The organism is Paenibacillus sp. Marseille-P2973 (genome assembly GCF_018101095.1).
Taxonomy (GTDB): Bacteria; Bacillota; Bacilli; order Paenibacillales; family Paenibacillaceae; genus Fontibacillus; species Fontibacillus vini.
The window spans coordinates 48,772-68,060 of record NZ_JAGQEH010000020.1 but is presented as its reverse complement, the minus strand read 5'-3'; the positions used below and the strand labels follow the sequence as shown (position 1 = coordinate 68,060).

Here is a 19,289-nt window from a genome sequence, read left to right as displayed (position 1 = left end):
CAGCGTTCGTCCTGAGCCAGGATCAAACTCTCCAATAAAGTGTTTGACTTGCTCATTTTGAAACTGACGAGAAAATTAATTCTCTATTTAATACTCACTCGTTGTTCAGTTTTCAAAGATCAACTTCACTTTCGTCCGTCGCTGCGTTCCAGCGGCGACTTTTATAATATACCATAGAGAGCAAGTTCTTTGCAAGAGTTTTTTTGAAATTTATTATTTCAAATGTTTACTCCGCAATTCTCTCCGTTGTTCCTCAAAAAGCGGAACGTTTGATAATTTACCACATTCAAAACCGTTAAGTCAAATCCAATTATATCCTAATGCCCGTCCAAAGGGAACTACCCTCTTCGGGCATATTTAGATAGTTCTTTGGAAGGCGCAAACCGGGCGTACATCCGGAACACGGTTTTATAACGGTTGGCGATGGCACGCCGAATATCCTGATCGAGTCGCTGATCGCTCAAATCAAGCAGCATCTCATCCAGCTCCTTGCGAAGAACATAATCGAGCTCTTTGCATTCCTTTTCGTTAAATAACATTCCCAGCATAACATCAACAGCTCCTTTTTCATTTTAAATACGATGTTTACAAGGACTTGGGTTAGGACGTAATCAGGGGCTATTAGATCTGTATACGATCTTTACATATCCTGGGTATTGTTTAACCTTTTACCTGCCTGCATAAACTCGTTCTTTTGGACCGCTTTAATGTTATGCTCACTTTCCGGGAAAATTATGACAACCAAGTCTTAACGAACTAAATGATAAGTAACTGTACTTTCAATAACTGCGGCAACTAGCAAAAATATTACAATCCAAAAAGCCCCGCGCCCCGCCGCACCGAAGAAGCCTCTCCAGTCCACAGTCCGGTCCTCCCTATCTCTTGCTCCTAACTCACCAATTCCTTTCAGCGTGAGATATCCAAACTGAAGTCCATAGGCCGAAGCAATCAGGATTGCAGGGATCTCGATGATCCCATGCGGCAGCAAGCCCAGCACAATCAGATCAAACAGGTTCTCCCCTTGTTCCGCCGCTAAAGCTACTATTAATCCCAGCACCATCCCGTTCATCAGCAGGAAAAAGGCCGGAAGCACTCCAAGAAACGCACCGAGCAATATAATCGCGACGCTCTTAACCGCATTGTTTATAAATATAAATTTGAAAAAGCTAAGCTCCGGCACCGACGATTGCGACAGCTCGCGGCTATATTCTCGAAGACCTTCCAATTGAGGGGCTACCAGCCTTACAATAGCTTCCGATCCCGCCGCCCCCAGCACAATCCCCACCGTAAATAATGCAAGCGATAAGAAGATCATTTTTTTGTAGCTGACTAAATCCTTGATGAATCGACGTAATGACAACATATCCATAAAGCCTCCCAATTTCTATTCCGATTCTTATCCCACCGGGGTCATAAAGCAAAAAGGTACGAGCATACATTAGTACAAGCGGGTCACATTTCAATCTCAGACGAGAGGGGCAACCATCGCATGAACAATTTCTTCTATGTCCTGAACGGGAAGAAAATCAAAAGGTTTTTCTTTGTTTTCGCCGCAGCTTTATTTGCAGCAGGTGTGATTTATGTGGAACAAGGCCATGTTACCGTCTTTTCCGAAGAGAGCAGCCCGACAGCTATTTATAGTGTGTCCACAGAGAAAAAGGTCATCGCCTTAACCTTCGACGTCAGTTGGGGAGATAAACGCGCGGAGCCGATTCTAAATGTACTGAAGGACAAAGGAGTGCAGAAAGCTACCTTCTTCCTCTCCTCCCCTTGGAGCAAAAGCCACCCCGAACTTGTGAAGGCCATTCAACAACAAGGTTATGAAATCGGCAGTCATGGACACAAGCATACCAACTACAGCGAATTGAGCGAAGAAGAAATTTCTAAGCAACTGACTTCGGCCCATACTATTTTAACCGATCTTACCGGAAAAGCACCAAACCTGCTCCGGCTGCCTAACGGGGACTTCGACAAGCGGGTGTTAAAAATCGCCGACAACCTCGGTTACAAAGTAATTCAATGGGATACCGACTCCCAAGACTGGATGAATAAAGGAACCGAAACGATCGTAAAACGCGTGGTCGGAAAAGCACACCCTGGAGACATCGTGCTGCTGCACGCCAGCGATTCCGCAAAACAAACCCACGAAGCACTTCCAGTAATCATCGACGAGCTGCGAAAAAAAGGATATGAGTTTGTGTCGGTATCGGATTTGCTGCAGGAAGCCGGACTTCAAGGAAGCCAAGTTCGTGATCAAGCCTGGCTCCAAGAGCAGATGGATACGGCAGCCGGAATGTAATTCAGGAATAGAGGGAAAATAAAAAGCCCGGTGCGGTTACCGGGCTTTTTTGTCATGCGGTTTGCGTTCTTGGTTTCAATACTCGGTGCAGGATTAAAATCTGGTAAGCGTTGCACGCGATTAACGGAGCGACGATCCAGGCGGTAGCCTGATCGACGCCAATCTTTAGTACCCCGACGGTTTCAACGATCGTCACTGCGATCATAAAAAACAGAGTCGGGATCCAGGCCGACCGGTTGGTCATTTTAGACTTAAAGTAAGCTACGACACAGGCGATCAGTAGCAGCAAGATGCCAAGCACCAAGTCGGATGTTCCTTTTCCTTCCCGCCCTACAAAAGTACGGAAGAATAATAGCTCCAATAAAGCCAGGGCGGCAAGAATGAGCTGAATATACTGCCAAGTCGTACGCGAAAAGACGCCTGTTCCCATGTAATTGATCATCATATAAGCGAAGAATCCCATTTGGGAATATACGCTGACCATGATGCCGACGCCGAGCAAAATGCCGACATTCACCAGTAAATCGGCGGTTCCATTCAGTTCCATCGTGTTCGTCCACTGCAATAGCAAGCCGACGACCAGGGACCCGATGGCTCCAACTACCAAGGTTGTCCAAAATAAAAACAGCCAGTTTTTTAAATTCAACCGCGTCACCCCCACTATCGAAACATTTTACCAACGATCCCGCTAAAAAACCATTGTTTTCGGTTGGATAAATCTTTTTTTACGGCCGCATACTAAGCACAGCGACAAGCACAAGGAGGAAGGAACCATGAAACGGCTGGGTTATCGATGGTTTGTATGCATTTTATGTTTATTTACTCTTCCGCTGGCGGCCTGCGGTTCTGAACAAAGCGCTTCCTCTTCTCAAGGTGGAGGCGGCTATAAAGACACGAAATCGATGGTTATCGACATCTTGAAGACCGATGACGGCAAGAAGGCCATATATGAAGCATTAAGCGGAAGCAGCGGCGGTGGCCAGGGAGGCAGCAGTTCCGGGTCCGGGTCAAGCTCCGACTCCGGCTCCGATTCGGAAAGTGAAAGCGGGTCCGGTGGATCCGGCGAATCGGGTGGATCCGGCGGTTCTGGAGGAGGAAGCGGGGGCGGAGGCTTCGGCATCAAAATGATTCTTCCCGGTCAATCGTCGGAACAAATCCGTATGGCAGTCAAGGAAACCATCACAGCACCCGAGTATAAAAAAGAACTGGAAAAAATCATGACCGACCCGCAATTTGCCGGGGATTTTGCCAAAGCAGTGAATTCACAGAGCAAGCAGATGCATATGGAGCTTATAAAAGATCCGACTTATCAAAAGTCGGTCAGCGAAATCATGAAATCACCTGAAGTCATGAAGATGTTCCTCGACCTCACCAAAACATCCGATTTCCGGAAACAATCCATGACTGTCATGCAGGAGGCTATGCAAAGCCCGTTGTTCAAGATGGAAGTCATGGAACTTCTCAAAACCGTGGTTCAGGAGCAGCTTCAACCTAAAGTGGAGAAGTCCCCTAAAGCCGGCGAAGGAGAAGGTGGCCAGGAGGGCGGGAACCAGGAAGGTGGAGGAGGAGGCCAAGGCAGCGGAGGAGGAGGTTCTTCTTAGACCGTTCCCTTCGGATAAATGATCTTAAATCGACCTACATCAAGAAAGACTGACCCCTGGGGTCAGTCTTTTGTACATCGTTCTATGATTTGTAACGCAACATCTTTGTACATCTGTCCTACAGGCGTGTCAGCCTTATAAACGGACGGTGAGAAGTCCGGTTCCGAAGGATGGTTGTCCGGCGCACTAACCGGGATTTGAGCCAAAAGTCCGGTATGCAGTGTCTCCGCCAGTCTTCCTCCGCCGCCGCGTCCAAAGATGTAATCCTTCTGTCCGCAGGAAGTACATTCGTAATAAGCCATATTCTCAACTACCCCAAGCACTTCATGCTCGGTCTTTATTGCCATAGCACCAGCACGCGCAGCGACGAAAGCCGCGGTAGCATGAGGCGTAGTTACTATGATTTCCCGGCTTTGTGGGATCATCTGATGCACGTCGAGTGCGATGTCCCCTGTACCCGGCGGCAAATCAAGCAACATGTAGTCCAGCTCGCCCCAAGTCACATCGTTGAAAAATTGACGGAGCATTTTTCCGAGCATCGGACCGCGCCAAATGACGGGATTGTTATCCTGGATAAAGAATCCCATGGACATCACTTTGACCCCGAACCGTTCCACCGGAATGATCGAGCCCTCTTCTATCGATGGAGCGGTTTCAATTCCCATCATATCCGGTACGCTAAAGCCATAAATGTCAGCATCAATCAAACCTACCCGCTTACCAAGTCTGGCCAGGGCTACCGCAAGATTGACGGTCACGGTCGATTTACCGACGCCCCCTTTGCCGCTCGCGATCGCTATAAAATTCACGCCGGCTTGAGGATCCAATATTGGAAGGTGCTCCAAACCGGCTCCGCGTCCCTTAAACGACGCGCCCCCCTCTTCCGGTTCGGAAACCGGGGAGTTTGCCGGATAACCTGCTAGATCCCGCTCGTGTTCCGAAGCTTCCCGAAAACGGAGATGTACATCCTCTATACCCGCTTCCGCCAAGCGAAACCGTATTTCTTCGGCTGTCTTTTGCTGCTGGTCTCCATCCTTCTCCAGACATACGACGGTAAGAGACACCCGGTCCTCTTTGATCATGATGTCCCGGATCCACTGCAGCTCAATCAGACTCCGTTGTAATGCCGGCTCAGCCACCGGCCGTAAAACCGCCTCAAGTTGCTCCTTCGTTATCAATGACAGCACCTCGACTTTAGTGATATCGTGAATATATCCAATATGACAATTATTATATCACTACTTGTCGATATCTGCTGTCTTTCCACTTCCTTCTCCAGAGCTATACCTCAGAATACCTTGATAAATGGATGCAGCCACTTTGCGCTGATAACGATCATCGCCAAGCAACCCGGATTCTTCAGGGTGAGATAAGAACCCCACCTCCACAAGCGCTGCCGGAATCTTCAGTGCCTCCAGCACGTAAACCGGCTTGTCTGATTGTTTGGCTACCCGATCCGTATTCTCCAGATTTCGCTTCAGTTCCTGTTGAATCAGATCCGCCAGATTAGCGCTGTTCCCGTTATTCAGGTAATAAAAAGTTTGCGCACCCCGCCAGCGAGGAGAAGGAACACTGTTCATATGGATACTCACAAACAGCTTGGCCTGCTGCTCTTCAATGAACCGGACGCGCTGTTTCAAGTCCTCCGTCTTCCTCTTCTTATATCCCTTAGTATCGGCCCCGGCCAAATCCCGATCTTCCTCCCGGGTCATGACGACAATAGCTCCGGCCTGCTGTAAATAATCGCGTAAATAGAGCGCGACTGCCAGGTTGATATCCTTCTCGATAATCCCTTGTTTGCTCACGGCCCCTCCGTCCGGACCGCCATGTCCGGCATCCAGCACAATCGTTTGTCCGGCAAGCGGCAGGCTCCAATAATTCCAAACCTTTGCCGTCGGAATCTCATAAATCGCCAGACCTGCAAGCATCCCTAATAACGCGATGCCGACCACCGTCTTTTTAATATGGCTGAGAGAGATCCATACCGTAACCTTATCTCTGGAGCCCATAAAAAAGCCACCTCCGTCCCGTAATGACATTAATCATCATATGGGACGAGGTGGACAAATATGACCGTCAACTTTTGATCACGATGTAACACAAGAAGCGTAATCGACATCAAATCTTGAATTCAGCTGCTCTTGTATTTAGATAACTACTTGATGGCTCATGCCTTCGATTAAGACTCTGGCTACTTCAGGACGCGTAAATTCAGGCGGCGGGCAAATACCCTCGCGGAGCAATCCTCTTACCTTTGTCCCGGACAGAGTCATATGATCTTCCTTCGGGTGAGGGCATGTCTTACTGGATGCCATATTTCCGCACTTCGTGCAGAAAAAGCTATGCTCAAAGAACAAAGGCGAAATCCCCAGTTCTTCCGCAGTAAAGTTCAAGAAAATCTCTTGCGCTTCATAGGTACCATAATAATCACCTACGCCGGCGTGGTCGCGCCCGACAATAAAGTGCGTGCAGCCATAATTTTTACGTACCATCGCATGGAAAATCGCTTCTCTCGGTCCTGCATAACGCATTGCAGCAGGGAATACGCCAAGGAAGGTACGATCTTGCGGATAATAATTTTCCAGAAGGACGAGATAACTCTTCATTCTTACGTCAGCCGGAACATCATCCGATTTGGTCTCCCCCACGAGAGGATTGAGGAACAACCCGTCCACGATTTCCAGTGCGCTCTTCTGAATATATTCATGGGCGCGGTGAACCGGATTACGCGTTTGAAAACCGACGACACGGTTCCAGCCTTTCTCAGCAAAGATGCGGCGGGTCTCTGCCGGATCATAATAAAACTCGCCAAAACGTTCAGGCTTAGGACGGTTCAGCACCGTGACCTCGCCCCCGACATAAATAGGCGAACGGCTATAAAGCTTCTTTACCCCCGGATGCTCTAAATCATCCGTTTTAAATACATTCAGGGCCTCTTCCTTTTGGTCCACCTTATAAATGCTGCCTACATTCAAAAGGCCGTAAATGATCCCGTCCTGCTCTCCTACAAGCGCAACCTTCTCCCCAATTACCAAGCGCTCGGATTCTTCCTCACTAACGGACAACGTAATTGGAATACTCCATACCGTGCCATCAGCCAGTCGAATATTATGCACGACCGAGCGATAGTCTTCCTCGTTCAAAAAACCGGTAAGCGGCGAAAATGCCCCGACGCCGATCAAATCGAGATCCGAAATGGTCCATGTGTTAATTGAAATGGATTGCAGTTCCTTAGCCTGTGTCAGCAAGCGTTCCCGTTCTTCGCCAGCCGCCAGCCGGTTTACCAGGCTTCCGCCATGCGGTAAAATCGCCGTCATTTTCATCTCTCCTCATTTATGCAAAGCATTCATTATATTTTATTTATGAAGTCCACATTCCGTTTTTTCAGAACCTGCCCAACGTCCTGCACGAGGGTCTTCGCCCGGCATTACCTGACGGGTGCAATATTCGCAGCCGATACTCGGGTAATTACGATCATGCAAAGGATTATAGATGACATCATTCTCACGGATATAATTCCAAACATCCTCGTTAGTCCAGCTTGCCAGCGGATTGAATTTCACCAAACCGAATTTTCCGTCATACTCGATCTTCTTCGCATTGGCACGTGTCGGTGCCTGATCCCGTCGGATCCCTGTAATCCATGCCTCATATTGAGATAAAATCCGGGTCAAAGGCTCCACTTTACGGATGTTGCAGCAGGCATTGGGATCGGTCTTCCACAGTTCTTCCCCATGCCGTAATGCCTGTTCCTCAGGTGTAATCACAGGAGATACCCGTACAAACTCCAAACCATACTTGGATGCCATGGCATCTCTAGTCTCGTAGGTTTCTTTAAAGTGAAAGTCCGTGTCGAGGTAAAAAACATCCGTAGATGGACTTATCTTCTGCAGCATATCAACCAGCACTACATCTTCCGCACCAAAGCTGCAGGCAAAAGTAATGTTTGGAAATGTTTCGACCGCCCATTTAATAATTTCTTGGGGTGTTGCCGATTCCAGCTCCTCCGCTTTCGTCGTAATCAGTTTTTCTTTCTCCAGCAAATTCATCATCATTCGCCCCTCCGCTTGTAAAGAAAATAAACGATTCAACATGACATCAATATAATACCGACTAAACAGATTTGAATTATAGTTTAAAGTATAGGGCATTCTCCTGATAAGTCAATAAAAAAGACCCAATTTCCCGGAAGAAAGTTAGGTCTGAGCGTGAATTCAGCTTGTTTATCGATGGAGCGAGTTGGACAAAAAACGAAAAAGCCCTTGGCCGATAAAGGCCAAGGGCTGTAATTCCTTGTTGAACAAGAAATATTAACGTTTCGAGAACTGTGGCGCGCGACGAGCGGCTTTAAGACCGTATTTTTTACGTTCTTTCATCCGTGGGTCACGAGTCAGGAAGCCTGCTTTTTTGAGCGCAGGACGGAATTCAGGGTCTGCTTTAAGCAATGCACGGGAAATACCGTGACGGATTGCGCCAGCTTGACCGGAGATACCGCCGCCATGAGCGATTACGATTACATCGTAGCTGCCCAGCGTCTCAGTCAAATTCAGAGGTTGTTTAACGATCAGTTTGAGGGTTTCCAAACCGAAATATTCATTGATATCGCGTTTATTGATGACAATGCGTCCTTCACCCGGTACAAGGCGAACACGAGCTACCGAATGTTTACGACGACCTGTCCCATAGTATTGTACTTGTGCCATGAAACTGTCCTCCCTTTTAATTATCCGCGAAGTTCGTAAACTTCAGGTTTTTGTGCTGCATGTGGATGCTCTGTGCCGGCATAGACTTTCAGTCTCAGCTTCATTTTCTCGCCTTGACGAGTTTTAGGCAGCATGCCGTGTACAGCAGATTCGATTACACGTTCTGGTTTAGTTCTCAAGAGATCCTTAGCAACTGTCACTTTCAGACCGCCTGGATGCAGGGAGTGACGATAGTATTTCTTGTTTTCCATCTTCTTACCAGTCAAAGCAATTTTCTCAGCGTTGATAACAACAACGAAGTCGCCGCCGTCAACGTGTGGAGTGAATTGTGGTTTGTGTTTGCCGCGGATCAGAGCAGCGGCTTCGCTTGCCAAACGGCCCAGCGTTTTGCCTTCGGCATCAATGATATGCCAGTTGCGCTCAACTTCACTTGGCTTCGCCATATAGGTGGTACGCATGAAAAGATCCTCCTTCATTCTCGTTCGAAATGGTTCTTAGAAGCGTAAAACGATCTGGCCTTCGGGTTCCGTGACCGCTTCCCGCCATTTATCTGTCATCGTTTTATTTGCTTGTTTAATGTTATAAAGCTTTGTTAGATGGTCTTCTCAACTGGGGGCTGTGGGATAGCCGTTAAGAAAACACAACTTTTATTTTACAGGATCGGGGTTACATGTGCAAGTATTTTTTCATAAGCAATACGAAGTTTTAATCGAAAAGATCTCCGAATACATCCAGGACGGATTTCTTCTTCCTATGCTTATAATGACCCTGCGGATATCCCTGCTTGTAGCCTTGCTGCTGAATTCTCGGATCCGGGTTACGATAATCTTTCTCTCTTTGTTCATATGCATGTCCATCGTCATGGCGATCATACCATTCATTGAACGCAGGCCGGATCTCCCGGATCTCGCTCATCAGCTTCTCCAGTTCTCCACGATCTAACCAGACACCCTTGCAATCCGGACACACATCGATCAAAACACCGTCTTTCTCGACTTCTCTCATACGAACATCATTGCAAACTGGACACTTCATTGGGTATTCGCCCTCCTAAGGTTCGTTTATAGAGTTTAATTCCTCTAATAATTTTTGCACTTCTGTTTTGTTACGTATGAAAACAATGGCGGTTTCGTTAAAAAGACATATCTTCCCTATGATAATGTGTTATCCGATACTGCAGGAAAATCCCGAAGCTCATTATACTCCACTTTCCACAGCATTAAGCCTTTACTTTCGGCCGTCGGGCCGGCAGCAGCCCGGTTTTTAGCCTCCAGAATGCGGCCCATCTCCTCAGGAAGACGTTTCCCTTCTCCTACCTGCAGCAGCGTCCCCACTATGATTCTCACCATATGCTGCAGAAAGCCATTGCCGGTAATATAGATATGGATAATCCCCTGCTCATGAGATCCGGCCCCCTCTTTACCGGGGTCTACCTCGATCCTGGCTTCATAAATCGTTCTTACATGACTTTGCTTGGTCGAATGTCGGGAAGCGAATGACGTATAATCATGGGTTCCAATTAAATAAGCCAAGCCCTCCCTCATCGCCATAACATCGAGGTAACCGGGATGATGCAGTTGATACGGCTGCTCGAACACATCAAAGACCCTGTTTCCGTTAATTGAATACCGATACGTTTTGCGTTTGGCAGAGCGTCTGGAGTGAAACTCTAGAGGCACCTCCACTGCATCGGTGATCCGAATATCGTAAGGAAGACGTCCGTTCAAAGCGTGACGCCATCTTTCTACCGGAATTTGCGAAGACGTTTGAAAGTGAAAGGTTTGCCCACGGGCATGGACTCCGGCATCCGTCCGTCCTGATCCATGGATTTTCACTTCTTCCCCCGTTAACTGACGGATAGCGGCTTCGAGCTGATCTTGTACCGTGTTCCCATCAGGCTGCGTCTGAAATCCAAAATATCGGGTCCCATCATAACTGAGGGTCATCAGTAAATTGCGCAACATGCAGCCCTCCTTCCAGCCTAATAAAAGTTTCACTCCATCAAACCCAAAAGAAAAACTCTCCTAAGCCAAGCCTAATGCGGCGAGCCGTCAGAGAGTTTCACTGTGGTTGGGGAGCTTCCCCGAAAATTAAGCCCGGTCTACCAGTTCCAAGTAAACCATAGGGGCAGAGTCACCGCGGCGCGGTCCCAGTTTCATGATACGAGTGTATCCGCCTGGACGCTCGGAATAGCGAGTAGCCAGCTCCGAGAACAGCTTTTGGATTGCGTCAGTTTCACCATCGATCGATTCGCGGCGAACATAAGCAGCAACTTGACGACGGGCATGCAGATCTCCACGCTTAGCTTTGGTGATCAGCTTCTCGGCGATAGAACGAACTTCTTTCGCCTTAGCCTCAGTCGTTTGGATGCGTTCGTATAAGAACAGGTCCGTTACCAGATCGCGGAACAAAGCTTTACGCGCACTGGAATCGCGGCCCAACTTTTGGTATGCCATGAGTTTTCCCTCCTTCGCTAGAACGATTAAACAGTCTATTCTTCCGTACGTAGGCCCAAACCAAGCTCTTCGAGCTTCTCTTGCACTTCTTCCAAAGATTTGCGTCCGAGGTTCCGGACTTTCATCATATCTTCTTCAGTTTTGGTAGTGAGCTCTTGTACCGTGTTGATACCGGCACGTTTGAGGCAGTTATAGGAACGGACGGAGAGATCGAGCTCTTCAATCGTCATTTCAAGCACTTTCTCTTTTTTGTCTTCTTCCTTTTCGACCATGATTTCCGCGTCCTTCGCTTCGTCCGTGAGACCCACGAACAGGAAGAGATGCTCAGTCAAAATCTTAGCACCGAGACTAACCGCTTCTTCAGGTCTAATGCTGCCATCGGTCCATACTTCAAGCGTGAGCTTGTCATAATTGGTCACTTGGCCAACACGTGTATTCTCTACAACGTAATTGACGCGAGCAATCGGGGTATAGATCGAGTCAACGGGAATGACACCAATTGGTTGATCATCACGTTTGTTCTTATCTGCCTGAACATAACCGCGACCGCGGCCGGCATAGATGCGCATGTGGAGTCTCGAACCCGGTTCAAGCGTTGCAATATGCAAATCCGGATTCAGAATTTCTACGTCGCTGTCGGCACGGATATCACCTGCAGTGATGACCCCTTCGCCTTCCGCATCGATTTCGAGAATTTTCTCTTCATCGGAGTGGATTTTGAGCGAAAGTGCCTTCAGATTCAGGATGATTTCCGTGACGTCTTCCATTACGCCCGGAATAGTCGCGAATTCATGCAGAACACCATCGATTTGGACCGAGGTTACCGCAGCACCCGGCAGAGAAGAGAGCAAAATCCGGCGAAGCGAGTTGCCCAGTGTTGTGCCATATCCACGCTCAAGTGGTTCTACTACAAATTTCCCATAGGTGCCTTCATCGTTAACGTCTACGGTCTCGATTTTCGGCTTTTCGATTTCTATCACGAAATTACCCCTCCTTCAAAACGTCGTTCCTTAGAAACTGTCATGTTTTCTGAAGTCTATCATGTAGTATGCCTAAACAACCATTGTTACCAACATATGCTGTTGTTATACCACACTAGAGGCGGCTTCATTATACACGACGGCGTTTCGGAGGACGGCAACCGTTATGAGGAATCGGAGTTACGTCTTTAATCATGTTAACTTCGAGGCCTGCAGCTTGCAAGGAGCGGATAGCGGCTTCACGACCGGCTCCAGGACCTTTAACCATAACTTCGACGCTCTTCATGCCATGTTCCATAGCTGCTTTTGCAGCCGATTCCGCTGCCATTTGAGCGGCGAACGGAGTGGATTTACGGGAACCTTTGAATCCAAGGCCGCCGGAGCTTGCCCAGGAAATTGCGTTGCCGTGCGGATCCGTAATTGTAACGATCGTATTGTTGAAGGTGGAGCGGATATGTGCCACACCAGTTTCAATATTTTTGCGGTCACGACGTTTAGTACGTACGACTTTTTTTGGTTTAGCCATTGTCTGTTATCCCCCCTTCTTATTTCTTCTTGTTCGCTACAGTACGACGAGGACCCTTACGAGTACGGGCATTCGTTTTAGTACGTTGTCCACGAACCGGCAATCCACGACGATGACGAACACCGCGGTAGCAGCCGATTTCAATCAGACGCTTAATATTTAAGGAAATTTCACGACGAAGGTCACCTTCAACCTTGACCGTCTTGTCGATCGTTTCGCGTAGTTTGCTAACCTCATCTTCCGTCAAGTCACGAACACGAGTGTTCGCACTGATGCCTGTTTCAGACAGGATTTTCTGAGAAGTCGTTTTACCGATTCCGAAAATGTAAGTTAAGGCGATCTCAACGCGTTTATCACGTGGCAAATCCACACCAGCTATACGTGCCATTTTACGCTACACCCCCTTCTTTAACCTTGTTTTTGTTTGTGTTTCGGATTTTCGCAAATCACCATGACATTGCCTTTGCGACGAATGACTTTGCATTTTTCGCAAATTGGCTTCACAGAAGGTCTTACCTTCATGTTGATTACCTCCCTAAAGTTTTGCGAAGCAAAACTCTCTTCGTAGGATGAATATGAACTAAGTTTTACGGATGTAAAACGAACTTCCCAAAGTGCTTAAATTACTCAACCTGAATATCATAACATAAAACTGTTCCAAATGGTATTGGAATCTATTTGCGGTACGTAATACGACCTTTACTAAGGTCATAAGGTGACAATTGAACAACCACTTTGTCTCCCGTCAGGATCCGGATAAAGTGCATCCGCAATTTCCCGGAAACATGCGCGAGAATTTGATGACCGTTCTCAAGCTCTACTCTAAAAGTAGCATTAGGCAACGGTTCGATTACCGTACCTTCAACTTCAATAACATCTTCCTTGGCCACTGTCATTCTCCTTTCTCTTCGGCGTTTGAGTTGGCGGATTCCATATATACGTTCACTGCATAGCGCAATTTCCCGTTCGTTACCCGACCGCTTTCTTGCAAACTATGAACTACTTCGCTGCTGATCATCGGCTGAAGCTCGAGATGCTGTAAATTTTTCCGTTTAGGCTGGTCAAACTTTCGTTTGTCCCCATCCGCAATAAGTACGAATCTTTCATCCACAATCCCGATGATCACATAAACGGTACCTGCGTCTCTACCCCTCAGTGTTTTCACGATTTGGCCAACTTGAGGCTCTGGATGGTGTTTCACCTTCATCACCTACGCATCCAGCTTCGTGAGAATTTCCAGTCCGTCAGCCGTAACTGCCACAGTATGCTCAAAATGAGCGCACAAGGAACCGTCAACGGTAACGACTGTCCAATCATCTTCCAACGTTCTCACATACCGCGTACCGGCGTTGACCATCGGTTCGATCGCCAGCACCATGCCGGGTTTCAACCGCGGCCCACGATCCGGTGTGCCGTAATTCGGAATTTGCGGTTCTTCATGAAGCTCTGTTCCTATGCCGTGACCGACATATTCCCGAACCACCGAGAATCCCGCATCTTCGATAAACTGCTGGATCGCATGCGAAATGGTGTACAAGCGTACATCAGGTTTGACAAGTGCAAGGCCTGCATAGAGAGATCCTTCGGTAACTTCCAGAAGCCGTTTGGCTTCATCGGATATAGTCCCGACCGGATAAGTCCAAGCCGAATCGCCGTGGTAACCGCGATATTCGGCGCCAATGTCAAGGGTGATGATGTCGCCTTCGTTCAATTTGCGTTTGCCGGGAAATCCATGTACCAATTCTTCGTTGACCGAAGCGCAAATGCTGTAAGGAAAACCGTTATAACCTTTGAAAGACGGCACAGCGTTTTGACTGCGAATGAATTTGTCGGCGATTTGATCGAGTTCCCCCGTCGTAATTCCAGGCTCAATCGATTGAGCTATGAGCCTATGCGTTTCCGCTACGATTCGCCCCGCTTCTCTCATGAAGCCCAGTTCACTTTCGGATTTACAAATGATCATTAAGCTAACCTCGCAGTATGGATACGATCTCTGACGAAACCGTTCCGATTTCCTGTTCTCCATCTACTTGACGCAGCAGGCCCTTATCTTCATAGAACGTGAGGAGAGGTGCCGTTTTGTTGATATATTCGTCCAGCCGTGTTCCTACGCTCTCTTCGTTATCGTCGGAGCGCTGGTACAGCTCGCCGCCGCACTTATCACAAACACCTTCCTGAACAGGAGGATTAAAGATCACATGATAAGTGGATCCGCAAGACTTACAAATGCGGCGTCCCGTAAGACGCGCCAGCAACTTGTTCCGGTCCACTTTCAGGTTGATGACATGATCCAGTTTTTTATCTAATCCGCTTAGCAGATCCTCCAGCGCTTCCGCTTGCGAAAGGGTTCTTGGAAAACCGTCCAATAAGAAACCTTTTTCGCAATCGGACTGCTGCAGACGTTCGCGGACGATACCGACCGTTACATCATCAGGCACCAGAAGGCCTTGATCCATGTATTCCTTCGCCTTGATCCCAACAGGAGTACCCTGTTTGATTGCAAGACGGAACGCATCACCGGTGGAGATGTGAGGAATGCCGAATTCGTTTACGATGACCTCTGCTTGTGTTCCTTTTCCTGCTCCAGGAGGTCCCATGAATAGAATGTTCATGTCTATCACTCCCTCCAAGAATGAATCAACTATAAGAAACAGAACAATAGGCGCCAGGTGAGTTCAGAATCGAGCTCGTACCTGGAACCTATCGCTTACTTATTGATAAAGCCTTTATAGTGGCGTTTGATCAATTGGCTTTCGATTGTCTTCATCGTATCCAGTGCAACACCGATTACGATCAGGATCGAAGTACCCCCGATTTGAACGCTTTGTGGCAGTCCGGCCAATGCACCAAGGCCCATTGGAAGGATCGAGATCAACGCAAGGAAGATAGCACCCGTCATCGTCAAACGGGTCAAAACCCGAGTGAGATAAGTCGCTGTCGTTTTTCCTGGACGGATCCCCGGAATGTATCCGCCGTTCTTCTTCATGTTGTCAGCCATCTGCTGCGGGTTCATCTGTACGAAAGTATAGAAGAATGTGAAACCGATGATCATGACGACATAAAGCACCATGCCGAGCGGGGCGCTGGTTGCCAGGTTCTTAGTAATCCATTGTGCCCAAGCATGCGTCGACCAAAAGCTGGCGAGCACAGCAGGGAACTGAAGCAAGGAAACCGCAAAGATTACCGGAATTACACCCGCTGCGTTAATTTTGAGCGGAATATGTGTATTCTGGCCACCGTACATTTTGTTACCTACAACCCGTTTAGCGTATTGTACCGGAATCTTCCGGATCGCTTGTTGAATGTAGATAACACCAATAACGATCAAAACACATACAAGCACGATTGCAATCGACTTCACCACGTTCATGAAGGCTTGACCTTCCACGATGAACTCGGATTTGGAAATCGTTTGGATCTGCGAAGGAATCCCCGCAACGATCCCGGCAAAGATAATCAGTGAAATTCCGTTACCGATTCCTTTTTCCGTGATCTGTTCGCCCAGCCACATCAAGAAGGACGTACCTGCTGTCAAGACAATCGCAATCACCAGATAGTCCGCAAAGCTTGCATTTGGCACCATCTCGACATTGTACATCCGGTTAAAACCGACCGACGTAGCGAATGCCTGGATTATCGCCAAAATCACCGTACCATAACGGGTAACCTGAGCCATCTTCTTCTTACCGTGCTCGCCTTGTTTCGCCCATTCCGCGAATTTCGGAATGACGTCCATGGAGAGCAACTGAACAATAATGGAGGCCGTAATGTACGGCATAATCCCGAGCGCAAAGATCGAGAAGTTCTTGAGTGCGCCGCCCGAGAAGGTGTTCAAAAGCCCGAACAGATTATTCGCCGCATTACTATCCATTGATTCAAACACCGAAGTATCTACACCCGGAACCGGAACAAACGAACCGATCCGATAGATAAGGAAGATAAACAGTGTGAAGAGAATACGGTTGCGCAGGTCTTGAACATGCCAAATGTTCTTAATGGTTTTAAACATTAGATCACCTCGGTTTTACCGCCGGCAGCCTCGATTTTCTCTACCGCAGATTGAGAGAACTTATTCGCTTTAACTGTCAGTTTGACAGTAACTTCACCGTTGCCAAGAACCTTGATTCCGCTTTTTGCGTTCTTCACGATTCCTTGTTCAAACAACAGTTCAGGAGTTACTTCCGTACCCGCTTCAAAGCTGTTCAGTTCTTCGATGTTCACAATCGCGTACTCTTTCCGCGTAGGATTGTTAAATCCGCGTTTTGGCAAGCGACGATACAACGGGTTTTGTCCGCCTTCGAAGCCCGGACGTACACCACCGCCGGAACGAGCGTTTTGACCTTTGTGACCACGCGTAGATGTTTTACCCATACCGCTACCTGTACCGCGACCTACGCGTTTGCGTTCTTGGCGGGATCCAGGAGCTGGGGAGAGCTCATGTAACTTCATCGTTCGTTGCACCTCCTTATTTATTGTTTGGCATTTGAGCGTGCCGATAATCCGGTTCTCGGATTATCTAGGCGGGCTCAATGCGACGATTCGCAGCTAGTGCTAGGATTATTCGGCGATTTCTTGAACCGCAACCAAGTGGCTTACTTGATTAACCATACCACGAATGGCAGGGCTATCGTTGTGAACCACGGATTGGTTAATTTTGCGAAGTCCCAAAGTTTTTACGGTAGTACGTTGGTTCTCCGGACGACCGATCAAACTACGCACGAGGGTAATTTGCAGTTTAGCCATGAGATTCCCTCCTTAACCGAGAAGTTCTTCGACGGATTTACCGCGTAATTTCGCAACATCCTCAGCACGCTTCAGGCGGGACAAGCCCTCTAAAGTCGCATTGACCATGTTGATGGAATTCGAAGAACCTAAAGATTTTGTCAAAATGTCGCCAACGCCTGCAAGTTCAAGTACGGCACGAACAGGACCGCCAGCGATAACCCCGGTACCTTCGGATGCTGGTTTCAAAAGCACACGGCCAGCACCGAAATGACCAACTACTTGGTGAGGGATCGACGTTCCTACGAGTGGAACATGCACAAGATTTTTCTTAGCATCTTCAATTCCTTTGCGAATCGCATCTGGAACTTCGCCTGCTTTGCCGATACCGGCGCCAACCCAGCCTTTGCCGTCGCCGACAACCACGAGTGCGCTGAAACTAAAACGGCGTCCGCCTTTAACTACTTTAGCTACGCGGTTAATGTTTACAACTCTTTCAGTCAGTTCTAAAGTGTTCGGATCTACACGCAAGTCGTTAACCTCCTTTTAAAATATTTTAGAATTCAAGGCCTGCTTCGCGCGCTGCATCAGCCAGCGCTTGAATACGTCCATGGTACAGATATCCACCACGGTCGAATACAATGCCTTTTACGCCTTTTTCTTGGGCGCGTTTTGCAACAAGTTCACCGACTTTACGTGCAGATTCCACGTTACCGCCGTTGCTGATTTCGCTGCTCAATTCTTTATCGATGGTCGAAGCAGATGCGATCGTTACGCCAGCTACATCGTCAATCAGTTGAGCATAGATATGTTTGGAAGAACGGTATACGTTAAGTCTTGGACGTTCAGCCGTTCCTTGGATTTTTTTCCGCACACGCAAATGTCTTTTCAGACGGGCTTTATTTTTATCGCCTTTTGTAATCATGACTTCCATTTCACTCCCTTCGGTTTACCTTCACAAGCCGTTCAATTCAAGACGCCAGGAGGATTAGCCCGCTAAGAAGAAGTTTATTTCTTCTTACCGGCTTTACCTTCCTTACGAATAATGCGTTCGCCTTCGTACTTAATCCCTTTACCTTTGTAAGGCTCAGGCTCGCGAACAGCACGAATATTCGCAGCATATTCGCCTACGCGTTCTTTGTTAATCCCGCTTACGATGATTTTCGTATTCGAAGGAACTTCGAATGCGATACCTGGTTCCGGAGTGATTTCAACCGGGTGGGAGTAGCCCACGTTCAGAACGAGTTTCTCGCCGGATTTGCTTGCGCGGTATCCAACGCCAACCAGTTCGAGGGTTTTTGTGAATCCTTCGGTAACCCCGCTCACCATGTTGCTTACTACACTGCGTGTAGTGCCATGCAGGGAGCGATGCAATTTATTGTCGGAAGGACGTTCAACCACGATTTCATTGTCTTGAACGGTTACCTTCATATCCTTGTGAAGCTCACGAGTCAAAGTGCCTTTCGGCCCTTTCACTGTAATGACGCTATGATCAAGTGTGACATCCACACCACTTGGTACTGTAATTGGTTTGCGACCAATACGAGACATTTGCTGCACCTCCTTGTTTTGTGACGTTAATTACCAAACGTAGCAGACAACTTCGCCGCCGGCTTTCGCCTGACGAGCTTCTTTATCGGTCATAACTCCCTTAGAAGTGGAGATAATCGCGATACCCAAACCGCCGAGGACACGAGGAACTTCGTTGCTCTTCGTGTAAACGCGAAGGCCTGGCTTACTGATTCTTTTCAACCCCGAGATAACGCGCTCGTTGTTAGGGCCGTATTTCAAGAAAATACGGATGATCCCTTGTTTATTATCATCGATATATTCTGCATCACGGATAAAACCTTCACGCTTCAAGATCTCAGCGATTTGTTTTTTGATCGTGGACGCAGGCAGTTCTACTGTTTCGTGGCGAACAGTGTTCGCGTTACGAATACGAGTAAGCATATCTGCAATTGGATCTGACATAGTCATACGTGTAAACCTCCTTCCCGTT

Annotated in this window: 29 protein-coding genes; 2 read left to right on the top strand and 27 right to left on the bottom strand. The window is 47.9% G+C overall.

Features of this window, described 5'->3' with window-relative positions; all coding sequences use genetic code 11:
* Positions 1-338 precede the first annotated feature (338 nt).
* Together KB559_RS23305 and KB559_RS23300 are read right to left on the bottom strand one after the other, a co-directional pair.
* Entirely contained in the window at positions 339-548 is a 210-nt protein-coding gene (locus tag KB559_RS23305; RefSeq protein WP_211025631.1) for a hypothetical protein, read from the bottom strand.
* A gap of 200 nt (positions 549-748) precedes the next feature.
* Positions 749-1,363, bottom strand: coding sequence for a stage II sporulation protein M (locus tag KB559_RS23300; RefSeq protein ID WP_211025629.1), 615 nt, complete (start codon positions 1,361-1,363; stop codon positions 749-751).
* A gap of 126 nt (positions 1,364-1,489) precedes the next feature.
* Here KB559_RS23300 and pdaB point away from each other — a divergent pair, with 126 nt between their 5' ends.
* Entirely contained in the window at positions 1,490-2,299 is an 810-nt protein-coding gene (gene pdaB, locus KB559_RS23295; protein ID WP_211025627.1) for a polysaccharide deacetylase family sporulation protein PdaB, read from the top strand.
* Positions 2,300-2,351: 52 nt separating this feature from the next.
* Here the strand turns inward: pdaB and KB559_RS23290 are convergent, their stop codons facing one another.
* Positions 2,352-2,945, bottom strand: a complete 594-nt coding sequence (locus tag KB559_RS23290; protein WP_211025625.1) for a KinB-signaling pathway activation protein — start codon at positions 2,943-2,945, stop codon at positions 2,352-2,354.
* Between the two features lie 127 nt (positions 2,946-3,072).
* Here KB559_RS23290 and gerD point away from each other — a divergent pair, with 127 nt between their 5' ends.
* On the top strand, positions 3,073-3,900 hold the full coding sequence (gene gerD, locus KB559_RS23285; protein WP_211025623.1) for a spore germination lipoprotein GerD: 828 nt from the start codon (positions 3,073-3,075) through the stop codon (positions 3,898-3,900).
* Positions 3,901-3,962: 62 nt separating this feature from the next.
* Here gerD and KB559_RS23280 read toward each other — a convergent pair whose 3' ends face one another.
* From KB559_RS23280 to rpsH, 24 genes are all read right to left on the bottom strand, one after another.
* Positions 3,963-5,078 carry an Mrp/NBP35 family ATP-binding protein gene (locus KB559_RS23280; RefSeq protein ID WP_211025621.1) on the bottom strand — a complete coding sequence of 372 codons (1,116 nt, stop codon included), beginning with the start codon at positions 5,076-5,078 and terminating at the stop codon, positions 3,963-3,965.
* A 60-nt stretch (positions 5,079-5,138) separates the two neighbouring features.
* Complete coding sequence (cwlD, locus tag KB559_RS23275) at positions 5,139-5,909, bottom strand: N-acetylmuramoyl-L-alanine amidase CwlD (RefSeq protein ID WP_211025619.1); 771 nt, start codon at positions 5,907-5,909, stop codon at positions 5,139-5,141.
* Between the two features lie 138 nt (positions 5,910-6,047).
* Positions 6,048-7,217, bottom strand: coding sequence for a sulfate adenylyltransferase (sat, locus tag KB559_RS23270; RefSeq protein WP_211025617.1), 1,170 nt, complete (start codon positions 7,215-7,217; stop codon positions 6,048-6,050).
* Between the two features lie 39 nt (positions 7,218-7,256).
* Positions 7,257-7,949, bottom strand: a complete 693-nt coding sequence (locus KB559_RS23265) for a phosphoadenylyl-sulfate reductase (protein WP_211025641.1) — start codon at positions 7,947-7,949, stop codon at positions 7,257-7,259.
* 261 nt (positions 7,950-8,210) lie between these two features.
* A complete protein-coding gene (gene rpsI / locus KB559_RS23260; RefSeq protein WP_120463601.1) occupies positions 8,211-8,603 on the bottom strand; it encodes a 30S ribosomal protein S9 in 393 nt (130 codons plus the stop codon).
* Positions 8,604-8,623: 20 nt separating this feature from the next.
* Positions 8,624-9,061 carry a 50S ribosomal protein L13 gene (rplM, locus tag KB559_RS23255; RefSeq protein ID WP_211025615.1) on the bottom strand — a complete coding sequence of 146 codons (438 nt, stop codon included), beginning with the start codon at positions 9,059-9,061 and terminating at the stop codon, positions 8,624-8,626.
* 247 nt (positions 9,062-9,308) lie between these two features.
* A complete protein-coding gene (locus KB559_RS23250; RefSeq protein WP_211025612.1) occupies positions 9,309-9,638 on the bottom strand; it encodes a TFIIB-type zinc ribbon-containing protein in 330 nt (109 codons plus the stop codon).
* A 116-nt stretch (positions 9,639-9,754) separates the two neighbouring features.
* Positions 9,755-10,564, bottom strand: a complete 810-nt coding sequence (truA, locus tag KB559_RS23245; protein ID WP_211025639.1) for a tRNA pseudouridine(38-40) synthase TruA — start codon at positions 10,562-10,564, stop codon at positions 9,755-9,757.
* A 129-nt stretch (positions 10,565-10,693) separates the two neighbouring features.
* On the bottom strand, positions 10,694-11,059 hold the full coding sequence (gene rplQ / locus KB559_RS23240) for a 50S ribosomal protein L17 (RefSeq protein WP_211025610.1): 366 nt from the start codon (positions 11,057-11,059) through the stop codon (positions 10,694-10,696).
* 35 nt (positions 11,060-11,094) lie between these two features.
* A complete protein-coding gene (locus KB559_RS23235; protein ID WP_211025608.1) occupies positions 11,095-12,039 on the bottom strand; it encodes a DNA-directed RNA polymerase subunit alpha in 945 nt (314 codons plus the stop codon).
* A gap of 130 nt (positions 12,040-12,169) precedes the next feature.
* On the bottom strand, positions 12,170-12,565 hold the full coding sequence (gene rpsK / locus KB559_RS23230; protein WP_091234561.1) for a 30S ribosomal protein S11: 396 nt from the start codon (positions 12,563-12,565) through the stop codon (positions 12,170-12,172).
* Positions 12,566-12,584: 19 nt separating this feature from the next.
* Positions 12,585-12,953 (bottom strand): 30S ribosomal protein S13, encoded by a 369-nt coding sequence (rpsM, locus tag KB559_RS23225; protein WP_211025606.1) that lies wholly within the window; start codon positions 12,951-12,953, stop codon positions 12,585-12,587.
* A 20-nt stretch (positions 12,954-12,973) separates the two neighbouring features.
* Positions 12,974-13,087 (bottom strand): 50S ribosomal protein L36, encoded by a 114-nt coding sequence (gene rpmJ / locus KB559_RS23220; RefSeq protein ID WP_003333770.1) that lies wholly within the window; start codon positions 13,085-13,087, stop codon positions 12,974-12,976.
* 152 nt (positions 13,088-13,239) lie between these two features.
* Positions 13,240-13,455, bottom strand: coding sequence for a translation initiation factor IF-1 (infA, locus tag KB559_RS23215; protein ID WP_006676514.1), 216 nt, complete (start codon positions 13,453-13,455; stop codon positions 13,240-13,242).
* Positions 13,456-13,457: 2 nt separating this feature from the next.
* On the bottom strand, positions 13,458-13,772 hold the full coding sequence (locus KB559_RS23210) for a KOW domain-containing RNA-binding protein (RefSeq protein ID WP_211025604.1): 315 nt from the start codon (positions 13,770-13,772) through the stop codon (positions 13,458-13,460).
* 3 nt (positions 13,773-13,775) lie between these two features.
* The gene (map, locus tag KB559_RS23205; protein ID WP_211025602.1) at positions 13,776-14,528 is read right to left on the bottom strand and encodes a type I methionyl aminopeptidase; all 753 of its coding nucleotides are present in this window, start codon (positions 14,526-14,528) and stop codon (positions 13,776-13,778) included.
* A 4-nt stretch (positions 14,529-14,532) separates the two neighbouring features.
* Positions 14,533-15,177, bottom strand: a complete 645-nt coding sequence (locus tag KB559_RS23200; protein ID WP_211025600.1) for an adenylate kinase — start codon at positions 15,175-15,177, stop codon at positions 14,533-14,535.
* A gap of 95 nt (positions 15,178-15,272) precedes the next feature.
* Positions 15,273-16,574, bottom strand: coding sequence for a preprotein translocase subunit SecY (secY, locus tag KB559_RS23195; RefSeq protein WP_211025598.1), 1,302 nt, complete (start codon positions 16,572-16,574; stop codon positions 15,273-15,275).
* Complete coding sequence (gene rplO / locus KB559_RS23190; protein ID WP_211025596.1) at positions 16,574-17,014, bottom strand: 50S ribosomal protein L15; 441 nt, start codon at positions 17,012-17,014, stop codon at positions 16,574-16,576. Before rplO ends, secY begins: the two co-directional genes overlap by 1 nt.
* A 108-nt stretch (positions 17,015-17,122) precedes the next feature.
* Positions 17,123-17,308 carry a 50S ribosomal protein L30 gene (gene rpmD / locus KB559_RS23185; RefSeq protein ID WP_211025594.1) on the bottom strand — a complete coding sequence of 62 codons (186 nt, stop codon included), beginning with the start codon at positions 17,306-17,308 and terminating at the stop codon, positions 17,123-17,125.
* A gap of 12 nt (positions 17,309-17,320) precedes the next feature.
* Positions 17,321-17,818: a 30S ribosomal protein S5 gene (gene rpsE / locus KB559_RS23180; RefSeq protein WP_211025591.1), complete on the bottom strand. Its 498-nt coding sequence runs from the start codon at positions 17,816-17,818 to the stop codon at positions 17,321-17,323.
* 25 nt (positions 17,819-17,843) lie between these two features.
* On the bottom strand, positions 17,844-18,212 hold the full coding sequence (gene rplR, locus KB559_RS23175) for a 50S ribosomal protein L18 (RefSeq protein ID WP_211025637.1): 369 nt from the start codon (positions 18,210-18,212) through the stop codon (positions 17,844-17,846).
* Positions 18,213-18,295: 83 nt separating this feature from the next.
* The gene (gene rplF / locus KB559_RS23170; RefSeq protein WP_211025589.1) at positions 18,296-18,838 is read right to left on the bottom strand and encodes a 50S ribosomal protein L6; all 543 of its coding nucleotides are present in this window, start codon (positions 18,836-18,838) and stop codon (positions 18,296-18,298) included.
* Positions 18,839-18,868: 30 nt separating this feature from the next.
* The gene (gene rpsH / locus KB559_RS23165) at positions 18,869-19,267 is read right to left on the bottom strand and encodes a 30S ribosomal protein S8 (protein ID WP_211025587.1); all 399 of its coding nucleotides are present in this window, start codon (positions 19,265-19,267) and stop codon (positions 18,869-18,871) included.
* Positions 19,268-19,289: the final 22 nt, after the last annotated feature.